We start from the raw sequence: 14,833 nt of genomic DNA on the forward strand, positions 1-14,833 counted from the left end.
AAAGGGGTTGGCCTGGCCTTTATAGACGCTACCGCAGGCACTGACCAGCATCATGCAGTTGCTCGATAGCCAGGCATTGGCGTGCACTGCATGGCAAACTGGATGCCCATTCCGAGGAGAGCGCCCATGAGCGAGCCCACCGATATCGACAATGACGAAGAAGCGTTCGCCGAATCGACCCTGATCCAGGCCATCGAGAACCAGATCGAGAACGACAACCCGCCAGCGGCCAAGGCCACGTTCAACAAGCTGACGCTGGTGGGCTACGAGCGCGAGGACATCCTCAACCTGATGGCCCACGTGCTGGCCTGCGAGATCGACGCCATGCTCGAGGACGACCGAGCGTTCGATACGCAGTGGTACGAAACCGCCCTGCGTGCGCTGCCTGAGTTGCCACCCGAAAAGGACTGAAGCAATTACCGGCTGGCGTGGCTACACTGCAACTTCATGTACCCCTGCAAGGGTGCTGCCCTCCACTTCAGGAAAGTCCGGAGTATCTATGTCGTTTACCCCCGAGCTGATTGCCGAACTGGAAATACTCGCGCTGTTCAACCTGGACAGCACGCAGGAAGGACTGAAAGTCCATGCCACCGCAGCACCCCAGGCGATTGCCGCCGCCAAGCGCCTGTTCTCCAAGGAACTGATCACCCAGGAAGACGGCGGCTACCTGACCCCGCTGGGCCGCGATGCGGCGCAGAACGTACAGCAGTTGCTGATCATCCTGAACACGGTCGCCGAGCCGGCTTGAGAGCTTCGCTGAAGCCTTCGCCGGCAAGGCCGGATCCTGCAGATCGATACAGGAGCCGGCCTTGCCGGCGAAGGCCACACTCGGTCAATACGTCAGGCGCTGACAAAATGGCGCCAGAAATCAAATAGATTTCAGCCCCTCGCCCCGTAGCGGCTAAACTCGCCATTGCTCCCGTGATGGCCAGTTAGAGCCCTGCAATGAACCACCCCCACGAAATTCGACCCGACCTCGACGAAGGCATCGATCGCAAGGTGCTCAGCCAGTTGCGCAAGCGCTTCCTGGCCATCAACCAGGGTCGACTGGCACGCGCCATGGAAGGGTTGTCGAGCCGCCAGCAGCAGGTGCTCAACCTGCTGGCGCTGTTCTTCCACGTCAATCACCCGCTGCTGCCCGGCTACGTATCGGGCACCACTCCGGCGGGCATCTCGTGCTACGAGCCCGACGACGAGGCGCTGGCCGAGGCCCAGCGCCTGACCCGCTCGTTCACCTACCGCAAGCGTCACGGCCAGCCACCGCGCCCGCTGCTGGGGCTGTACCTGATGGGCAGCCTGGGAACCCTGGCCCAGGCCGATGAAAGCGACATGGACGTGTGGCTGTGCCACGCCCCCGGGCTCAGCGAGGCCGAGCTGAGCGAGCTGCGCAGAAAGTGCGTGTTGCTGGAGGTCTGGGCCGCGTCCCAGGGCGCCGAACTGCACCTGTTCCTGATCGAGCCGGAGCGCTTCGTCACCGGCGAGCGCAATACCGCACTGAGTTCCGACGACTGCGGCACCACCCAGCACTACCTGCTGCTGGACGAGTTCTACCGCACCGCGCTGTGGCTGGCCGGGCGCACGCCGCTGTGGTGGCTGGTGCCGGTCTACGAGGAAAGCAGCTACGCGCATTACACCCAGACCCTGCTGTCCAAGCGCTTCATCCGCGCCGACGAGAACCTGGACCTCGGCCACCTGGCCCACATCCCGCCCGGCGAGTTCGTGGGCGCCGGGTTGTGGCAACTGTTCAAGGGCATCGAGTCCCCCTACAAGTCGCTGCTCAAGCTGCTGCTGACCGAGGTGTATGCCAGCGAACATCCGCACGTGCAGTGCCTGAGCCTGCAGTTCAAGCAGGCGGTGTTCGCCAACCGCCTCGACCTCGACGAGCTGGACCCGTACATGATGGTGTACCGGCGTATCGAGCAGTACCTGCAGCACCGCGGCGAGGCCCAGCGCCTGGAACTGGTGCGACGCAGCCTGTACCTGAAGGTGAACAAGAAGATCAGCCTGCTGGCGCGCCAGCGCAGCGGCGGCTGGCAGCGCGATCTGCTCGAGCGCCTGACCCGCGAGTGGGGCTGGGACGAGCGCCAGCTGATGCTGCTGGACAGCCGCAGCCAGTGGAAGGTGCGCCAGGTGGAAGCCGAACGGCGCATCCTGGTGGCCGAACTCAACCACAGCTACCGTTTTCTCGGCCAGTTCGCACGCAAACCGCAAGCTGCCACGCGCCTCGACCAGCGCGACCTCAACGTGCTGGGCCGACGCCTCTACGCCGCCTTCGAGCGGCGCGCCGGCAAGGTCGAGTTCATCAACCCGGGCATCGCCCCGGACCTGGCCGAAGACACCCTGACCCTGGTCCAGGCACCCAATCGCCAGGAGCCTGGGCAAACCCACTGGAGCCTGTACAGCGGCAACCTGAACGCCCATGAGTGGGAGCAGTTCGTGCCGTTCAAGCGCTGCCGCGAATTGCTCGAACTGCTGGCCTGGGCGCACCGCAACGGGGTGATCGACAGCACCACGCGCCTGGCGCTCAACCCCGGCAGCAGCGACCTGAGCGAGTACGAGCTGTTCAACCTGCTGGGCAGCCTGCAGCAGAGCGTGGCCCTGCCGTTCAAGGAAGTCAGCGAGGCGCGCCTGCTGCAACCGAGCGTGGCGGACAAGATCCTGCTGCTGGTCAACGTCGGCATCGACCCGCTGCAGCATCACCGCGACCTCAACATCCTGATGACCACCGAGCGCACCGACTCGCTGAGCTACGCCGGGGTGCGCGAGAACCTGGTGCTGACTCTGGACCAGGTGACCCTCAACAGCTGGAACGAAGTGCTGGTGCAGCGGTATGACGGCGAGCACGCCCTGATGCGCAACCTGCGTGACTACCTCAACAGCCTGGGCAGCAAGGGCCACCTGCCTACGCTGAACGTGCGCTGCTTCTGCCACAACCGCGCCCAGGCCATCGCCCAGCGGGTCGAAGAGGTGTTCGCCACCGCTCAGGCGCTGCTTGCCGAAGGCCTGGGGCATCGCTACCTGATACAGGTGCAGCAGCACACCCATGTACTGGAATTGCACCACGGGGCGGTCAACCTGGTCAGCCTGGACAGTCAGGATGCACTGTTGGCATACCTGGGCGAGGAACGTGCCGAGTACACCCCGCTGCACCTGGACGCCAACGTGCTGGAAGACCACGACCTGTCGCTGGTGCTGCCCCAGGGCCAGCCGCAGTGCCTGCAGGTGTTCTACCGGGTGCAGGAGAACTGGGCCGACGTCTACGTGCTGGATGAATTCAATGCGCTGTGGCAGCAACGCCTGCCCTACCACGACGACAGCAGCCTGTTGCTGCCGCTGCAGCGCTTTCTGCAATCGGTGGTGTTCCGGCACAACGCACGGCTGCCGCTGGAAGAGCTGCCGGCACAGGGCGCGCTGGACATCCTCTACTATCAGCTGTCGCCCCCCGGTATCGGCCGGGCACGCCAGCTGGAGCCGCGCCAGGCACCGCCCACCACGCTGGGCAGCACCGCCTACGAAGTGCAGGCGATCATCCAGGCAGGCGTCGAAGACGCCCTGCAGGTGACGTTGTACTGCAACCAGAAGGAGTTTTCGGAGCTCGAGTATGGCGACCAGCTGTATGCGGTGGTCGCCCGCGAGATCGTCGGCCAGCGCCGTGACGCCCAGCGCTACCGCTGCTACATCACCGACCTGGACCTGTCCGACCTGCTTGCCGAAGGCCAGGGCTCGAGCATCCTGTACCTGCGCTACAAGCAGGAACTGGAGCGGGTGCTGAACCAGGCGCTGGAAGCGGCCTGATCAGAGGTCGAAGTCGCCTGCGGCTTCGGGCTGGTACTCGACTTCGAGCAGCTTGAGCTTGAGGGTCTTGCCGCCGGGCACCGGCCAGTCGATCTGCTCGCCCACCGACAGGCCGAGCAATGCGCTGCCCATCGGCGCCAGGATCGAGACCGTGCCTTCGGCGCCGGCGTCCTTCGGGTACACCAGGGTCAGGTGGTAGTCCTTGCCGCTGACTTCATCGCGGCAATGCACGCGCGAGTTCATGGTCACGACACCGGCCGGAACCTCCTCGTGGCTCACTACCTGCTCGGCGCGGTCCAGCTCGTCCTGCAGGGCGAGCACACCCGGCGAGTCCTGCGTCTTTTCATCGAGGCCATCGATCAGACGCTCGAGACGCTGTACGTCCAATCGGGTGAGGATAAGGGAAGGCTTGGTGCTCATGATCCAGTCAGACTCCTTGTTCATGGGTAAAAGTGCTGGGCGTTATAAAGCAAAACCCCGCCCAAGGGCGGGGTTTGCATGTTTTTCGGCCAGGCCGATCAACCTCGACACTACCACAGCACAATAAATACACAAGAGGCTCGCCGTCGCAGCCTAGCCGGCCGCCTGGCGTCGTACCTGTGCCTGGGCGCAGATCTCGCGGCGGCGCTGGTCGTCGGCGCTGCGCCACTGGCGAATGTCCTCGACATGGCGAAAGCAGCCCAGGCACACCTTGGCCTCGTCCAGCCGGCAGAGGCTGATGCAGGGCGACGGCACCGCCGGGCTGACATTGCTGTACAGCGGCTTGGCCGGTTTGGCAGCAGTGCTCATCTCAGATCTCGTCGAAGTCGAGCTTTTCGCCGACCCGCTCCCAGACGATGCGCTCGAGCATCTCGCCGAGCAGTTCCTCGGTCTTCTCACAGGTCCATTTGCCGCTGGCTTCGTCATAGTCGAAATGGAAACCACCCGACTTGTCGGCCAGCCACAGCTGGCGCAGCGGCTCCTGGCGGCTGAAGATCAACTGGCTGCCGTTGTCGAACTTGATGGTCAGAACGCCCGCCGAGTTCTCCATGTCCAGGTCCAGGTCGGTTTCATCGAACAGGTCTTCCAGGGCCTGTTGGGTCGCGTCGACCAGGTCGTGAAAACGCGCTTCGCTCAAACTCATTGCAAGAACCTCGAAAATGTCTGCACACACGCAAGCCGGGCAAGATACGAGCGCCGCGCCACGAATGCAAAGGTTAACGCCCGCAGCCGACACCCTGCACGGGCGCCTGTCCGACGGCGCAGCGGCTACATAGGCAAGGCGCCGGGCGCTCGGTATACTCGGGCGCAATACTGCTTAAATTCAAAGGATTTCGCCATGAAGCGCCTGATTTCCTCCCTCGCGGCGCTAGTCGCGATTGCCTGCCTCGTCTCCGCTTGCGGTCAGAAAGGCCCACTGTACCTGCCTGAAGACGGCAAAGACGGCAAAAAGTCGCAATCGCACCAGCACTGATTAAGGGATCCCCATGGACGCTTTCAACTACCGCGACGGCGAGCTGTTCGCGGAAGGCGTGGCGCTGTCGGCGATTGCCGAACGCTTCGGCACGCCTACCTACGTGTACTCGCGGGCGCATATCGAAGCCCAGTACCGTAGCTACGCCGATGCATTGCAGGGTGTTTCGCACCTGGTGTGCTTCGCCGTAAAAGCCAACTCCAACCTCGGCGTGCTGAACGTGCTGGCACGACTGGGCGCAGGCTTCGACATCGTCTCGGGCGGTGAACTGGAGCGTGTGCTGGCCGCCGGCGGGCGCGCCGACCGTGTGGTGTTCTCCGGCGTGGGCAAGACCCGCGACGACATGCGCCGCGCCCTCGAAGTGGGCGTGCACTGCTTCAACGTCGAGTCCACCGACGAGCTGGAGCGCCTGCAGGTGGTTGCCGCCGAAATGGGCGTACGCGCGCCGATCTCGCTGCGGGTCAACCCGGATGTCGATGCCGGCACCCACCCGTACATTTCCACCGGCCTCAAAGAGAACAAGTTCGGTATCGCCATTGCCGATGCCGAAGAAGTCTACGTGCGCGCCGCGCAGCTGCCGAACCTGGAAATCGTCGGCGTCGACTGCCACATCGGTTCGCAGCTGACAACGCTGGAGCCCTTCCTCGATGCCCTCGACCGCCTGCTGGCGCTGATCGACCGCCTCGGCGAGTGCGGCATCTACCTGCGCCACCTGGACCTGGGCGGCGGCGTGGGCGTGCGCTATCGCGACGAAGAGCCGCCACTGGCCGGCGACTACATCAAGGCCATCCGCGAGCGCGTGGGCGACCGCGACCTGGCGCTGGTATTCGAACCGGGCCGCTACATCGTGGCCAATGCCGGCGTGCTGCTGACCCGCGTCGAGTACCTCAAGCACACCGAGCACAAGGACTTCGCCATCGTCGACGCGGCGATGAACGACCTGATCCGCCCGGCGCTGTACCAGGCCTGGATGGACGTGACCGCCGTGCAGCCGCGTGATGGCGAGCCGCGCAGCTATGACGTGGTCGGCCCGATCTGCGAGACCGGCGACTTCCTGGCCAAGGACCGTGCGCTGAACCTGGCCGAAGGCGACCTGCTGGCCGTGCATTCGGCCGGTGCCTACGGTTTCGTCATGAGTTCGAACTACAACACCCGTGGTCGCTGCGCCGAAGTACTGGTGGATGCCGATCAGGCCTTCGAAGTGCGCCGTCGCGAAACCGTGGCCGAGCTGTTTGCCGGCGAAAGCCTGCTGCCGGAGTGACCCCATGCTGCTGCGTTTTACCAAGATGCACGGCCTGGGCAACGACTTCATGGTCCTCGACCTGGTCAGCCAGCACGCGCACATCCTGCCCAAGCACGCCAAGCAATGGGGTGACCGGCACACCGGCATCGGTTTCGACCAACTGCTGATCGTCGAGGCGCCGAGCAATCCGGACGTGGACTTTCGCTACCGGATCTTCAACGCCGACGGGTCCGAAGTCGAGCAGTGCGGCAACGGTGCGCGCTGCTTCGCGCGCTTCGTGCTGGACAAGCGCCTGACGGCGAAAAAGCGCATCCGCGTCGAGACCAAGAGCGGCATCATCGAACTCGATGTGCGCGGCGACGGGCAGATCAGCGTCGACATGGGCCCACCGCGCCTGGTGCCGTCCGAGATCCCCTTCGACGCCCCTGCCCAGGCCCTGAGCTACCCGCTGGAAGTGGCCGGTCGCACGGTCAACCTGGCTGCTGTGTCGATGGGCAACCCCCATGCGGTGCTGCGCGTCGACGACATCAACAGCGCCCCGGTGCACGACCTCGGCCCGCAGATCGAGAACCACCCGCGCTTCCCGCAGCGGGTCAACGTCGGCTTCCTCCAGGTCATCGACCGCCACCGCGCCCAGTTGCGCGTGTGGGAGCGCGGCGCCGGGGAAACCCAGGCCTGCGGCACCGGTGCCTGCGCCGCGGCGGTGGCTGCCATCAGCCAGGGCTGGATGGATTCGCCGCTGCTGATCGACCTGCCCGGAGGGCGCCTGTCCATCGAATGGGGCGGCCCGGGCCGGCCTGTAGTGATGACAGGCCCTGCCGTACGCGTGTATGAAGGACAGGTTCGCCTATGAGTGAGTACCAGCCATGACCGACCAGCCCCACACGCCCACCGCAGAGCCCGACGCCTCCGACGCCCAGGGCTCGACGCCCAGCGTCGGGGCCCAGGACGTGGTGGCTTACCTGCGTGCCAACCCGGCGTTCTTCGCCGAGCATGACGACCTGCTGCTGGAGCTGCAGGTCCCTCACCAGCGCGGCGACAGCGTGTCGCTGGTGGAGCGCCAGCTCAAGCTGCTGCGCGACCGCAACATCGAGATGCGCCACCGCCTCTCGCACCTGATGGACGTGGCCCGCGACAACGACCGGCTGTTCGAGAAGACCCGCCGGCTGATCCTCGACCTGCTCGACGCCGACAGCCTCGAGGCCGTGGTGATGGCCGTCGAGGACAGCCTGCGCCAGGAGTTCAAGGTGCCGTTCGTGAGCCTGATCCTGTTCGGCGATACCGTGGCCCCCGTGGGCCGCTGGGTCAACCCGACCGAAGCGCAACAGGCCATCGGCGGCCTGCTGTGCGCGGGCAAGACGGTCAGCGGCACCCTGCGCGACCACGAGCTGGACTTCCTGTTCGGCGAGGCCCAGCGCCCCGAAGTCGGCTCCAGTGCCGTCGCCGCGCTCGACTATCAGGGCCTGCATGGCGTGCTCGCCATCGCCAGCCACGACCCGCAGCACTACAAGAGCAGCGTCGGCACCCTGTTCCTGAGCTACATCGCCGAAGTGCTCGGCCGCGTGCTACCGCGCTTTACCCAGACCCTGCGCCCGGTACGCTGATGGAGCGCCAGCTGGACGCGTTCATCGCGCACCTGCGCAACGAGCGCCAGGTGTCGGAGCATACCCAGCTGGCCTACCGGCGTGACCTGGCCAACGTGCTGGCCTACTGCGAGAAAACCGGCATCGCCAGCTGGAGCGCCCTGCAGATCCAGCACCTGCGCCAGTTCGTGGCGCGCCAGCACCATGCCGGGCAGTCGTCTCGCAGCCTGGCGCGCATGCTTTCGGCGGTGCGCGGCCTGTACCGCTACCTGAACCGCGAAGGCCTGTGCGACCACGACCCGGCCAACGGCCTGGCCGCGCCCAAGGGCGAGCGCCGGCTGCCCAAGACCCTCGATACCGACCGCGCGCTGCAATTGCTCGAAGGCGCTGTGGACGACGACTTTCTCGCCCGCCGCGACCAGGCCATGCTCGAGCTGTTCTACTCCTCGGGCCTGCGCCTGTCGGAGCTGACCAGCCTCGATCTCGATCAGCTCGACCTGCCAGCCGGCCTGGTGCAGGTGCATGGCAAGGGCAGCAAGACCCGCGTGCTGCCGGTAGGCCGCAAAGCCAGAGAGGCATTGGAAAAGTGGCTGGCGCTGCGCGGCATCAGCGCCCCGCAGGACAACGCGGTGTTCGTCAGCCAGCAAGGCCGGCGCCTGGGCCCGCGGGCGATCCAGCTGCGGGTCCAGGCGGCGGGCAGCCGCGAGCTGGGGCAGAACCTGCACCCGCACATGCTGCGCCACTCCTTCGCCAGCCACCTGCTCGAATCGTCCCAGGACCTGCGTGCGGTGCAGGAAATGCTCGGGCATGCCGACATCGCCACCACGCAGATCTACACTCACCTGGACTTCCAGCACCTGGCGAGCGTCTATGACAGCGCCCACCCAAGGGCCAAACGCAGCAAGGACAGTGACTCATGAGCATTCAGCTGATCACCTTCGACCTGGACGACACCCTGTGGGACACCGCCCCGGTCATTGTCAGTGCCGAGGCCGTGCTGCGCGACTGGCTGGCGGCGAATGCACCCGACCTGGGCGCGGTGCCGGTGGAGCACCTGTATGCCATTCGCGAGCGCCTGGTGCAGGCCGAGCCGGGCCTGCGGCATCGCATCAGCGCCTTGCGGCGCAAGGTGCTGTTCCATGCCATGAGCGACGTCGGCTACAGCGAAGCCAGGGCCCACGCCCTGGCCAACGAGGGCTTTGAAGTGTTCCTGCATGCGCGCCACCAGGTGGATATCTTCCCCGAGGTGCAGCCAGTGCTGGAGGTGCTGCGCCATCGCTACACCCTGGGCGTGGTCACCAATGGCAATGCCGACGTGAGGCGCCTGGGGCTGGCCGACTATTTCAGGTTCGCCCTGTGCGCCGAGGACCTGGGCATCGGCAAGCCCGACCCGCAGCCGTTTCTCGAAGCATTGCGCCAGGGCCAGGCCGAGGCCGGCAATGCCGTGCATATCGGCGACCATCCGGGCGACGACATCGCCGGGGCCCAGCAGGCCGGCCTGCGCGCGATATGGTTCAACCCGCAGGGCAAGGCGTGGACGGCCAAGGGGCAGCCGGATGCCGAGATCCAGCGCCTGTCGCAGTTGCCTGAGCTGTTGCTCAGTTGGCGTTAGCCCCGCTGGCCCTATCGCGGGTCAAGCCCGCTCCCACAAGGGTTGCGGTGATCGTTGTAGGAGCGGGCCTGCCCCGCCATAGCGTCAGCAGCGGCAACCCGTAACGCCACCCACAAAAAAGCCCGCAGCGACGGCGGGCTCTTCTGTTCGACGGCACCCTCAGATAGGACGGCTACCGTACTTATTGTCTGGCTTCTTGGGCGGATCGGCGACCACGTTGGCCTCCACTTCCTGCACCTTGCCGCCACGCGACAGGAACTCTTCCATCGCCTTGGCGAGCGCGTCGCGCTCCTTCTGCTTGGCTTCCATGCTGGGCATTTCGTCGACCGAGACCGCAGCCTTGGACTTGCCCTTGGCTACCGGTGCGGGGCTGTCGTCACCGCTGTCATCGGCAACGTCGTCGGCAGCCGCTTCCAAGCCTTCATCGGTATCGTCTTCGTCGCCCACTTCGAGGTCGTCGTTTTCCAGATCATCGTCGCTCATGTTCTACCTCATGACTTGCGAAAAGCAGATAAGTTATAGACCAACAGCGCCAGGTGCGGCCACTGCCGGAAAAATCCAGGGCCACGGGTAGCCCGCGGCCAGCGGCGCCCGCCCTACCACCTGGCGAGCACCGTGCGGGCCCGTGCAGGGCCCGACAAAAAGAAAGAGCTGCCGGCATTGCTTCACCAGCTGACCCCGCCGTGAGCGGCCTGTTCAATGCCAAGCCTAGCAAAGGGTATCGAAGTGCGCGGACAGGTCATCCGCACCCTACGGCGCGCATTCTAGCGTGATGTGTGAAAAAGCAAAGTGCCTAAATATCCTTGTTCGCTGTAAGTTTTATGCTTGATGGCCATTACAGCGTCAAGCGCCTGCAAATGCCCCCTTGGAAACCGTTTGCGTGCCCTTGGATGGACAAAATCCAGGCAAAAAAATGCCCGGCAAGCCGGGCATGTTTTTTCGAGCATGTTACAGGTTGTAGCCACGCTCGTTGTGCTGCGCGAGGTCGAGGCCGACCGCTTCTTCCTCTTCGTTGACCCGCAGGCCCATCACCAGGTCCAGCACCTTCAGAATCACGTAGGTGACGATGGCGGTGTAGATCACCGTGAAGCCCACGCCCTTGGCCTGCACCCAGACCTGTGCGCCGATATCTTCGACGGTACCGAAGCCGCCCAGTGCAGGGGCCGCGAACACGCCGGTGAGAATCGCGCCGACGATGCCGCCGATGCCATGCACGCCGAAGGCGTCCAGGGAGTCGTCATAGCCCATCTTGCGCTTGAGGCTGGTGGCGCAGAAGAAGCACACCACACCCGATACCAGGCCGATCACCAGTGCGCCCATCGGGCCTACGGTGCCCGCAGCCGGGGTGATCGCCACCAGGCCTGCCACCACACCGGAGGCGATGCCCAGGGCGCTGGGTTTGCCGTGGGTGATCCACTCGGCGAACATCCAGCCCAGCGCAGCGGCGGCCGTGGCGATCTGGGTCACCAGCATGGCCATGCCGGCGGTGCCGTTGGCAGCGGCTGCGGAGCCGGCGTTGAAGCCGAACCAGCCGATCCACAGCATGGCCGCGCCCATCAGGGTGTAGCCCAGGTTGTGCGGGGCCATCGGGGTGGTTGGGAAGCCCTTGCGCTTGCCCAGCACCAGGCACGCCACCAGGCCTGCGATACCCGCATTGATATGCACCACAGTGCCACCGGCAAAGTCCAGTACGCCCCAGTCCCACATCAGGCCGCCGGCACCGGACCAGACCATGTGCGCGATCGGTGCGTAGACCAGGGTGAACCACACGGCCATGAAGATCAGCATGGCCGAGAACTTCATGCGCTCGGCAAAGGCACCGACGATCAGGGCCGGAGTGATGATGGCGAAGGTCATCTGGAAGGTGATGAACACCGCCTCGGGGAACAACGAGGTCAGGCTTGCGGGGGTGACGCCGGCCAGGAAGGCCTTGGAGAACCCGCCGACGAAGGAATTGAAGTTGACCACGCCCTCTTCCATACCCGTGGTATCGAACGCCAGGCTGTAGCCGTAGACCATCCACAGAATGCTGATCAGGCCGGTGATGGCGAAACACTGCATCATCACCGAAAGCACGTTCTTGGAACGCACCATGCCGCCGTAGAACAACGCCAGGCCCGGGATGGTCATGAACAGCACCAGCGCGGTGGCGGTCAACATCCAGGCGGTGTCGCCGGAGTTGAGCACGGGGGCGGCTGCCTCCTCTGCCATGGCCATGCCAGGCATTACGAGGGACAAAAGGGCTCCTAGCCCTGCGAACTGACGCAGAGTCATATTGTTATCTCCTGGGGCGTTGGGGTTTGGGGCGGCGTTACTTAGATCGCGTCGGTATCGGTTTCACCGGTACGGATGCGGATGGCCTGTTCCAGATTGACCACGAAAATCTTGCCGTCACCGATCTTGCCGGTGTTGGCCGCCTTGGTGATCGCCTCGATGACCCGGTCCAGGTCCTTGTCGTCGATGGCGACATCGATCTTCACCTTGGGCAGGAAATCGACTACGTATTCAGCACCGCGATACAGCTCGGTGTGGCCTTTCTGCCGTCCGAAGCCTTTGACTTCCGTGACGGTAATGCCCTGCACGCCGATTTCGGACAGCGACTCGCGCACGTCGTCCAACTTGAATGGCTTGATGATGGCAGTGACTAGCTTCATGAAACTCTCTCCCGAATTGGTGGACTTGCCCCAGGAAAACAAACCCGTCTCAAGTCTAAGCGCAGTGCCTGGCTTTGTAACGCTTCGTCGGCCTCAATCCCAAGGCCCGACACCAGTGCATGAGTCACTTGGCTCTAAGCAGAAACCTTGCCATGTCTGCCAAGGCCACCAATTACAAGGGCTTGCGTGCCTTGCTTGGAATTGGCCAGTCGCCAGCAGGGCAAACACGCACAAAAACGGTGCGCTACCGATCGGGGGAATGCGCGAAAAGCGTGCGGGGCGAGCGGGCGTGGGGTGCGTGTTACACTGGCCGCCTCTTTGCATTTACCGGACGGACCAACATGCTCGCGCCCAAAGCCTTTCTCGATGCCCTGAGCGACCAGGCCTCGCGCCTGTTCAGCGGTGACACCGCGCAGCCGCGCAGCGAACTGGAAAGCCAGTTCAAGGCGCTGCTGCAAAGTGGTTTCAGCAAGCTGGAACTGGTCAGCCGTGAGGAGTTCGACAGCCAGATGGTAGTGCTGGCCCGCACCCGCGCACGCCTGGAGGCGCTGGAGGCCAAGGTCGAAGAGATGGAAGCGCGGCTGAACCCGGCGGCTGCCGAGTAGAGCGCAGCGCAGCCTTCGTCGGCGGGGCCGGCGCCTGCAGGGTCATGCAGGGGCCTGCCTCACCTTCTCATACCGCACATCCCCCTCCTCCAACTGCGCCACCACCTCCCACCCCCAAGCGGCGATAGAAGCCATTGGCACGCACGCCGTCGCGGCCCGAAGGCTGCACCGGGGCGCCGTGATCTTGACCAGCGCTCCTGGCCCCGTCAACCGCTGCAAAACCTCGACTCACTCTCCCCCGCGCACCCTGCGCGCGCACCACTATCCTTGCCCCAGCCGCAGGACGCGGCATTGTCCCGATCATGGAGTGTGCATGTCCCTCGCCCTTGTCCACAGCCGCGCCCAGGTGGGCGTACTGGCCCCTGCGGTCACCATCGAAGCGCACCTGGCCAACGGCCTGCCCAACCTGACCCTGGTCGGCCTGCCCGAAGCCACGGTAAAGGAAAGCAAGGACCGTGTGCGCAGCGCCATCCTCAACTCCGGCCTGGAGTTCCCCGCGCGGCGCATCACCCTCAACCTCGCCCCCGCCGACCTGCCCAAGGATGGCGGACGCTTCGACCTGGCCATAGCCCTGGGCATCCTGGCCGCCAACGGGCAGATGCCGATCGCCTCGCTGCACGCAGTGGAATGCCTGGGCGAGCTGGCGCTGTCGGGGGCGGTGCGCTGCGTGCAGGGCGTGCTGCCTGCCGCCCTTGCCGCCCGCGAAGCCGGGCGCGCCCTGGTGGTGCCACGGGAGAATGCCGAGGAGGCCTGCCTGGCTTCGGGCCTGGTGGTGTACGCCGTAGACCACCTGCTGGAACTGGTCGCGCACCTCAACGGCCAGCAGCCCCTCGAACCCTACAAGGCCAACGGCCTGGTCCTGCACAGCCAGCCCTACCCCGACCTCAACGAGGTGCAGGGCCAGCTTGCCGCCAAGCGTGCCCTGCTGGTCGCGGCGGCCGGGGCCCACAACCTGCTGTTCAGCGGGCCACCCGGCACCGGCAAGACTCTGCTCGCCAGCCGCCTGCCCGGCCTGCTGCCACCGCTGAACGAGCGCGAAGCGCTGGAGGTGGCGGCCATCCAGTCGGTCGCCAGCCCGCTGCCGCTCAACAGCTGGCCGCAGCGTCCGTTTCGCCACCCGCATCACTCGGCGTCGGGGGCCGCACTGGTCGGCGGTGGCAGCCGCCCGCAACCCGGCGAGATCACCCTGGCCCACCATGGCGTGCTGTTTCTGGATGAGTTGCCGGAGTTCGAGCGGCGCGTGCTGGAAGTGCTGCGCGAGCCCCTGGAATCGGGCGAAATCGTGATCGCCCGGGCCAAGGACAAGATCCGCTTCCCGGCCCGCTTCCAATTGGTGGCGGCGATGAACCCCTGCCCCTGCGGCTACCATGGCGACCCCACCGGTCGCTGCCGATGCAGCAGCGACCAGATCCAGCGCTACCGCAACAAGCTCTCCGGCCCGTTGCTTGATCGCATCGACCTGCACCTGACCGTCGCCCGTGAAGCCACGGCGCTCTCGCACTGCACCGACAACGGCCCCGCCAGTGCCCACATCGCAGGGCAGGTGGCTGCCGCACGCGAACGACAACAACAGCGCCAGGGCTGTGCCAACGCCTTTCTCGAGCTGCCCGGCCTGCGCCAGCACTGCGCGCTGTCCGCTGACGATCAGCAATGGCTGGAAACCGCGTGCGAACGACTAACCTTGTCGCTACGGGCCGCGCACCGCCTGCTCAAGGTGGCGCGTACGCTGGCCGATCTGGAACAGGCCGCACACATTGCGCGTGTGCACCTGGCCGAGGCCCTGCAGTACCGCCCCGGGCCTTAGGTGCCTTGACGCCCATCGGTTTGTGCAATGCCGGGCGCAGCCTCATCATGCGCCCTCACTGTTCAACGCTGCCGCCGTAGCAGC

The 14,833-nt window shown here is 65.3% G+C and carries 16 protein-coding genes and 1 pseudogene; 11 read left to right on the forward strand and 6 right to left on the reverse strand.

All coding sequences use genetic code 11. The annotated features are described in order from the left end of the window. Positions 1 to 126: 126 nt before the first annotated feature. From N0B28_RS25355 to N0B28_RS25365, 3 genes are all read left to right on the forward strand, one after another. Entirely contained in the window at positions 127 to 411 is a 285-nt protein-coding gene (locus N0B28_RS25355; RefSeq protein WP_043863366.1) for a hypothetical protein, read from the forward strand. Between the two features lie 88 nt (positions 412 to 499). Continuing rightward, positions 500 to 748: a TIGR02647 family protein gene (locus N0B28_RS25360; RefSeq protein WP_043863365.1), complete on the forward strand. Its 249-nt coding sequence runs from the start codon at positions 500 to 502 to the stop codon at positions 746 to 748. A 197-nt stretch (positions 749 to 945) separates the two neighbouring features. Next, complete coding sequence (locus N0B28_RS25365) at positions 946 to 3,795, forward strand: class I adenylate cyclase (RefSeq protein ID WP_275729510.1); 2,850 nt, start codon at positions 946 to 948, stop codon at positions 3,793 to 3,795. Here the strand turns inward: N0B28_RS25365 and rnk are convergent, their stop codons facing one another. From rnk to cyaY, 3 genes are all read right to left on the reverse strand, one after another. Next, positions 3,796 to 4,215 (reverse strand): nucleoside diphosphate kinase regulator, encoded by a 420-nt coding sequence (gene rnk, locus N0B28_RS25370; protein WP_043863363.1) that lies wholly within the window; start codon positions 4,213 to 4,215, stop codon positions 3,796 to 3,798. A gap of 153 nt (positions 4,216 to 4,368) precedes the next feature. Continuing rightward, positions 4,369 to 4,584, reverse strand: a complete 216-nt coding sequence (locus N0B28_RS25375; RefSeq protein ID WP_043863362.1) for a DUF1289 domain-containing protein — start codon at positions 4,582 to 4,584, stop codon at positions 4,369 to 4,371. Between the two features lies 1 nt (position 4,585). Further along, positions 4,586 to 4,918: an iron donor protein CyaY gene (cyaY, locus tag N0B28_RS25380; RefSeq protein ID WP_043863361.1), complete on the reverse strand. Its 333-nt coding sequence runs from the start codon at positions 4,916 to 4,918 to the stop codon at positions 4,586 to 4,588. 195 nt (positions 4,919 to 5,113) lie between these two features. On the opposite strand from cyaY, the pseudogene N0B28_RS25385 reads away from it, so the two are divergent. The 6 genes and pseudogenes from N0B28_RS25385 to N0B28_RS25410 all read left to right on the forward strand — a co-directional run. Then, positions 5,114 to 5,245, forward strand: a pseudogene (locus N0B28_RS25385) (lipoprotein); the annotation flags it as partial. Between the two features lie 16 nt (positions 5,246 to 5,261). After that, positions 5,262 to 6,509: a diaminopimelate decarboxylase gene (gene lysA / locus N0B28_RS25390; protein WP_043863359.1), complete on the forward strand. Its 1,248-nt coding sequence runs from the start codon at positions 5,262 to 5,264 to the stop codon at positions 6,507 to 6,509. Positions 6,510 to 6,513: 4 nt separating this feature from the next. Next, positions 6,514 to 7,344, forward strand: coding sequence for a diaminopimelate epimerase (dapF, locus tag N0B28_RS25395; RefSeq protein WP_058541735.1), 831 nt, complete (start codon positions 6,514 to 6,516; stop codon positions 7,342 to 7,344). 13 nt (positions 7,345 to 7,357) lie between these two features. Next, entirely contained in the window at positions 7,358 to 8,095 is a 738-nt protein-coding gene (locus tag N0B28_RS25400) for a DUF484 family protein (RefSeq protein WP_043863357.1), read from the forward strand. Beyond that, entirely contained in the window at positions 8,095 to 8,994 is a 900-nt protein-coding gene (xerC, locus tag N0B28_RS25405) for a tyrosine recombinase XerC (protein ID WP_078480655.1), read from the forward strand. Before N0B28_RS25400 ends, xerC begins: the two co-directional genes overlap by 1 nt. Then, positions 8,991 to 9,686: an HAD-IA family hydrolase gene (locus tag N0B28_RS25410; RefSeq protein WP_123753391.1), complete on the forward strand. Its 696-nt coding sequence runs from the start codon at positions 8,991 to 8,993 to the stop codon at positions 9,684 to 9,686. The genes xerC and N0B28_RS25410 overlap by 4 nt, the downstream gene beginning before the upstream one ends. Before the next feature lie 159 nt (positions 9,687 to 9,845). Here N0B28_RS25410 and sutA read toward each other — a convergent pair whose 3' ends face one another. The 3 genes from sutA to glnK all read right to left on the reverse strand — a co-directional run bounded on the left by sutA (position 9,846) and on the right by glnK (position 12,340). After that, positions 9,846 to 10,169 (reverse strand): transcriptional regulator SutA, encoded by a 324-nt coding sequence (sutA, locus tag N0B28_RS25415; RefSeq protein ID WP_043863351.1) that lies wholly within the window; start codon positions 10,167 to 10,169, stop codon positions 9,846 to 9,848. 465 nt (positions 10,170 to 10,634) lie between these two features. Continuing rightward, positions 10,635 to 11,960: an ammonium transporter gene (locus N0B28_RS25420; RefSeq protein WP_043863350.1), complete on the reverse strand. Its 1,326-nt coding sequence runs from the start codon at positions 11,958 to 11,960 to the stop codon at positions 10,635 to 10,637. 41 nt (positions 11,961 to 12,001) lie between these two features. Further along, entirely contained in the window at positions 12,002 to 12,340 is a 339-nt protein-coding gene (glnK, locus tag N0B28_RS25425; RefSeq protein WP_002555808.1) for a P-II family nitrogen regulator, read from the reverse strand. A 341-nt stretch (positions 12,341 to 12,681) separates the two neighbouring features. Between glnK and N0B28_RS25430 the strand changes: the two genes are divergently transcribed. Both N0B28_RS25430 and N0B28_RS25435 read left to right on the forward strand, forming a co-directional pair. Beyond that, positions 12,682 to 12,945 (forward strand): accessory factor UbiK family protein, encoded by a 264-nt coding sequence (locus N0B28_RS25430; protein WP_043863349.1) that lies wholly within the window; start codon positions 12,682 to 12,684, stop codon positions 12,943 to 12,945. A 313-nt stretch (positions 12,946 to 13,258) separates the two neighbouring features. After that, on the forward strand, positions 13,259 to 14,749 hold the full coding sequence (locus N0B28_RS25435; protein ID WP_043863348.1) for a YifB family Mg chelatase-like AAA ATPase: 1,491 nt from the start codon (positions 13,259 to 13,261) through the stop codon (positions 14,747 to 14,749). The last annotated feature ends 84 nt before the right edge of the window (positions 14,750 to 14,833 follow it).

This window comes from Pseudomonas sp. SD17-1 (assembly GCF_029201585.1).
Classification (GTDB): Bacteria; Pseudomonadota; Gammaproteobacteria; order Pseudomonadales; family Pseudomonadaceae; genus Aquipseudomonas; species Aquipseudomonas palmensis.